Origin of the sequence: Bacillus sp. JJ864, from assembly GCF_036963045.1 — a bacterium.
Lineage (GTDB): Bacteria > Bacillota > Bacilli > Bacillales > Bacillaceae_G > Bacillus_A > Bacillus_A pseudomycoides_C.
The window spans coordinates 1-5,451 of record NZ_JBALLY010000171.1 but is presented as its reverse complement, the minus strand read 5'-3'; the positions used below and the strand labels follow the sequence as shown (position 1 = coordinate 5,451).

Sequence of the window (5,451 nt, the reverse complement as noted above, 5' to 3'; positions counted from 1 at the left end):
TTTAGAAAAGCGGAAGCGGCTCGCCCAGAATCGCAGGACGTTGGAGCCCGCGACAGAGAGGCGCTTTTTGCCTCGTCCGAGGGGGCGAAACGACCGGAGATTCTAGCCGCTAGAGCTGGACAATGCTTCTCTCTCAATCTTGAGGTGGGGGTCTTACTGCGCGTTAATGCGGGATAAACTCTTTATAATATCCAAAAGACATATACACCTGCAGCGGCAAGAAATGGAATACCAATTACAAATTTATTTTTATGTGTCTTATGATGAAAAATATACATTCCAATCCAAGCTCCAATTCCTCCCCCTGCTGCTGCAATTAAAAATAACGTACTCTCTGGTGTACGCCACTGCTTCTTTTTTGCTTTCCTTTTATCTAGTCCCATCATTATAAAAGCAAAAATATTAATAAAAACAAAATAACTCCATTTCACCATATTATGAAAACCTCTTTCATACATTTTTCCAACTATTCGTCCTACACTCACTAGGTAGTAAACTTCTTACTGACGAGAATTTCAATCTATTATACACTCATTTTGTTTTTAAATTATATAAATACAAATAAAAAAACTCTTTTTTAGGATGGACGAGACTATCTGGCCGTGCACCGAAACGGTCAGATAGTCTCGTCCACATGCAAAGTTTAAAACAAAAAGAGTAGGCGACTGCAGATCATATTGTATTCTGCATAGCAGCGAATTACATGGTGATAAATCAACATGTATATAGTACACGAAAACATCCATGGTAATAATATTACGAATTTCGTATGAACGAGTTAACAGAGATCTTTATAACTATAAGAAAACGAATAGAAATCAAAAAATGCCAAAAAAAATTGGCATTTTCTTTGACATAATCTTTTTTCAACAAAGGGAAGGGAATCGAAAAAAGTTTTCCATTCCCTTATTTCTTTACGCTGTCTCTTCTACTTCCAAAACCGCCTTTTTCTTTGTGAATTTCCGCTTTATCATATCCATCACATAATAAGCAGTCGGTACAATAATTAACGTTAAAAGCGTAGATGTTAATAAACCAGAAATAACCACAATGGCAAGGGATCGAGAGATGAGTCCTCCATCAGTAGACAGCGCTAACGGCATGAGTGCTCCAATTGTAGCAAGGGCCGTCATTAAAATCGGACGGAGCCTCGTTGCCCCTGCTTCTAATACAGCTTCCTTTATAGTCATTCCTTGCTTTTCATTTTGCATAACGCGATCCATCAACACGATGGCATTCGTAACGACAATTCCAATCAACATGAGGAACCCAACAAGCGCAGGCATACCTAAAGGTTCGTTAGTCATATATAATCCAAGTAAACCACCTGTAAAAAGGAATGGTAGGGAAAATAAGATCGCAAATGGAGCAATTACATTTCCAAATGTCACTAGCATAACCATGAAGACAAGAACAACCGCGATTCCCATAGCAACAATCATATTTTGAAAGCCTTCATTCATAGCTTGTGACTGTCCTTCCGATCGGTATTTTACTCCTTTTGGTAAATCTAGATCCTTTAAACGTTTGTCTACCTCTGCTTGAGCACCAGAAACGTTATCTGTCGTAAATCTTGCGCTTACTTGTACATGCTCTTGTTGATTCAAACGGTACAACGCAGTCGGTCCAGACTCTTCAGAAAGTGTTGCTACATCTGATAACTTTACCTGCTGACCAAGGGGACTCGTAATCTTTTGACTTGTAATACTTTCAATAGACGTAAGATTATCGCTTTTTAAGCCTACATTCACAGAAGTCGTTTTTCCATCTAACTGTACTGCTGTAATATTTTCACCAGAGATAATTCCCCTTACAAAAGTGGCAATCATCATCGGATTCAGACCTTTCTCAGCAGCTTTTTCTTCATTAATTGCTAAATTAAGTTGTGGTTTTACTGCGGATAAGTTTGTTTTCACATTGGACAAACCTTTTATATCCTTTATCTTCTCTACAATTTTATTACTAGCATTTTCTAAATCCCTAGCATTTCCACCTTCCACGATAAGAGCAAATTGTCCTCCTCCTGTTATACCGATTGGTGTCAAAGCTGTTTCAATACCCGTCCCCAAATTTTTCATCTTTTCTTTAACGTCTTTTTCAAAAGTTGTTACTTCTTCTTTCGTCATGTTATCCTTCAGGTCAATAGATAAACGAACCCTTTCTCCTGAAACGATTGTTTGATAACTTTTTACACTCACTTGTTTACTAAGAATACTTTCCATATCCTTCGCCACACTGTTCGCTTTGTCAAGTGAAGTTCCAACAGGCAAGTCTGTTGTTAAATTGTATGAGACCGCCTTTTCTTCAGGTAGAAAGTTTTTTGGAATCATCGGCACAAGTACTAAAGATGAAGAAAATACAACGAAAGCCAAAATAAGCGTTATCACCTTTTTATGCATCGCCCAGCTCAGCATACGTTGGTATGTTCTCTGTAACATTGTTTCTTGTGGTTCCTTATGTTTCAAACGCAATAAGAACAATTTAGCAAGAAGTGGTACAACTGTTAATGAAACAAGTAACGAGAATGCAAGTGCCACAATAACTGTAATTCCAAAAGGTGCGAAGAACTTCCCAATAATTCCTGGTACGAACGAAAGCGGACCAAATACCGCCATTGTTGTGATTGTTGAAGATGTAACTGCACCGCCAACTTCCTTAGCAGCCGCAAGAACCATGCTTTCATCACGCTGTTTACTATTTAACGTTCTTCGGTAAATGTTTTCAATCACTACGATAGAATCATCAATTACCCGACCAACTGCTACCGCAATACCTGCCAGCGTCATCATATTCAAACTGTATTGTAAATACTTCATTGTACTCATAGCCGCTAACACAGAAAGTGGAATCGATAATACTGCCACAATCGTAGCTCTCACATTACGCAAAAATACAAATGTTACGATGACAGCAAATAACGTTCCAAGCAACACTTCCTTAAGCATGCTGTTAACCGATTTTTCCACCTGTTTCGAACTATCATACAGCTTGGTCAATTTATATCCATCTGGCAGTTGTAAATCGGATAACTTTTGATTAATTTGCTTTACAACCTCAACCGCGTTCGCTCCTGGCTGCGCTTTAACTGATACAAGAACAGCAGGTGTATCCTTCAATCTTGTATATATCGTTTCTGTCTTACTTCCATACTCCACATTTGCCACATCTGATAGTTTTACAGTTCGTACTTCTGTAGGACCTGGCACCATCATTTCCACATTTTTCACGTCAATAAGTGATTTCAGTTTGAAGTCTGCTTGAACATTTAACGTTTTTTCATTTAAATTGACCTGCCCCGCTGGAAAAGAAAAATTGTGGGCTAAAAGTGCCTGCTTCACTACATCATAAGTAATGTTTTTTTCTTTCATTTTTTCAGCATCAAGTTTAATAGATAACTGTTTTTCCGTTTCACCGGAAACATCCACCTTACCTATATTTTCAACAGTAGACAAAGCCGTTTTAATTCGTTCGTTCACATATTGCGAAATATCAGCTTGCTTAGCATTGTCTGAAGAAAGGGCAAAAGTAAGTACTGGCATCTGTGAAGGACTATCTTTTATAATGACAGGTTTCCCTGCCCCATCCGGTAATTTTAGAGACGCAACGGCACTTGTTACATCTTTCTCTGCCTCATCCATTTTCCGATCCATGTCAAATCCTAAAATAGCAACTACGCTGTTGCTGTGGGATTCAATATATAAATTATCGAGTTTTTGAATATTAGAGAGTGCAGTTTCTAACGGTTTCCCTATATCTTCTAACCCTTGATCTAGTGTGGCCCCCATATAAGGAACCTGTGTGACTATATATGGAATATCAACATTTGGCATCTGCTCCATTTTCATCGTTTTAATAGAGTATATACCCCCAACAACGATAAAAATCATTGCAAGAAAAACAACACCTACATTTTTTAAGGAAAAGCGAATCCAAGATCCCATCTCCATTCCCCCTGTTCCCTTGTGTTTATTTATCAAACGAAACGCTTTGACTGATATAATCTCATATAAATTGCAGCCTTCCCCCCTGATTTTAAACCATACAAAAAAACAAATTTCTAGCAGGCTTTCTTAATATACGAACCTCATATTTAAGTTTCTATTTTTACTACGACTACCACGAAAATGTACAGATATAGAATATAAATCAATCTATTTTTAATATTTATATATTCCTGATTTTTAAAAACAGATTCATTCTCCTTCTTTATTAAATAACTTCCTGTCATTATTAGAAAAGATTATAGCTTTCATACATTTTTTTAATAACTATCGTCAGTTCCTCCCCTCTTGTCCTCCTTTTTAAATTGTAAATTTTATCCTGTAAATATCAACCTAAACATGTACACTTTCGCTTGTTTAAGAATGTACAAAATTATTCTTTCTCTTTGCTAAAATGATCCTTAATTCGATATGATTGTCCCACAATGCTAACGGCAGTGGCGTGGTGTAATAATTTCGTATCCTGGAAAACTTCATCCCAGGCTTTAAAGTTAATGTTGGTCGTTAAGATTGTACTACGTTTTTCATAACGCATATCAATTTCATAATTCGTTAGGTTTACCAGTGTTTCTACGAATGTATGTAGCAATAATTTTCTTTCATCAAAAAAACAAAAAATCAAACTAAATCTATTGACTCCGGTAATTATTTTGTGGTATTATATTGAATTTTACTTATCATCTTATATGTGATAGAATTAAGAAGGTTACCATATATGGAGGTGGATTATTTGTTTCAAATTGGCGATAAAATTGTTTATCCAATGCATGGAGCAGGTGTCATTGAAAGCATAGAAGAAAAAGAAATTCTAGGAGAAAAACAAAAATATTTTGTAATAAGAATACCCATTAGTAATATGGAAGTAATGATCCCCATGAAAAAAATGATCCAATCACGCATACGACTAATTGCCGATATGCTCACATTAGAAAATGTACTACTGATTTTTCAATACGGCGAATCAGATAACTCACTCTCATGGAAGCAAAGATATACTCAAAACATGGAAAAAATGAAGACGGGTGAAATCCAAGAAGGCGCTGAAGTAGTACGTGACTTAATACGCAGGAATAAAGTAAGGGCACTTAATACAAGTGAAAAGCAAATGTTAGACAACGCACAAAAAATTTTAATTAGTGAATTGAGTTTAATTAAAGGAATTACTGAAAATCAGGCAATTGAGTTATTAAATACGAAAGTCGGCTAGGTAAAGAACTTCTTTTAAAACCATTTTGAACTGGATTTATAATTATATAAGATACCTAAAACGACAAAATAGCCTAACATCTATTTTGTTTTTTTTGCTTTATGAATCTAAATATGCTATAATTAAAATTACGATTTGATTATAGGAACATTACCTTCTAAAAAAATTCTTTTTCCTCTAAATGAATTATTCTCACCACTTTTTATTCCCATACTTCTAAGTATAATCATTGTTTTTGGATAT

At 35.9% G+C, this 5,451-nt stretch carries 3 protein-coding genes and 1 pseudogene; 1 reads left to right on the top strand and 3 read right to left on the bottom strand.

The window, feature by feature from the left end:
* Positions 1 to 182: 182 nt before the first annotated feature.
* From V7024_RS21540 to V7024_RS21530, 3 genes and pseudogenes are all read right to left on the bottom strand, one after another.
* Positions 183 to 431, bottom strand: coding sequence for a DUF1294 domain-containing protein (locus tag V7024_RS21540; RefSeq protein WP_335523756.1), 249 nt, complete (start codon positions 429 to 431; stop codon positions 183 to 185).
* A gap of 483 nt (positions 432 to 914) precedes the next feature.
* Positions 915 to 3,941, bottom strand: coding sequence for an efflux RND transporter permease subunit (locus V7024_RS21535; protein WP_335523730.1), 3,027 nt, complete (start codon positions 3,939 to 3,941; stop codon positions 915 to 917).
* A 433-nt stretch (positions 3,942 to 4,374) separates the two neighbouring features.
* A pseudogene (locus tag V7024_RS21530) lies at positions 4,375 to 4,542 on the bottom strand (ATP-binding protein); the annotation flags it as partial.
* A gap of 174 nt (positions 4,543 to 4,716) precedes the next feature.
* Between V7024_RS21530 and V7024_RS21525 the strand changes: the two are divergent.
* Positions 4,717 to 5,208 carry a CarD family transcriptional regulator gene (locus V7024_RS21525; protein ID WP_335523729.1) on the top strand — a complete coding sequence of 164 codons (492 nt, stop codon included), beginning with the start codon at positions 4,717 to 4,719 and terminating at the stop codon, positions 5,206 to 5,208.
* The last annotated feature ends 243 nt before the right edge of the window (positions 5,209 to 5,451 follow it).

Bases quoted from the DNA above. Each gene is read 5' to 3' on its own strand.
- V7024_RS21525 (WP_335523729.1), top strand. From the start codon at position 4,717: ATGGAGGTGGATTATTTGTTTCAAATTGGCGATAAAATTGTTTATCCA.
- V7024_RS21535 (WP_335523730.1), bottom strand. From the start codon at position 3,941: ATGGGATCTTGGATTCGCTTTTCCTTAAAAAATGTAGGTGTTGTTTTT.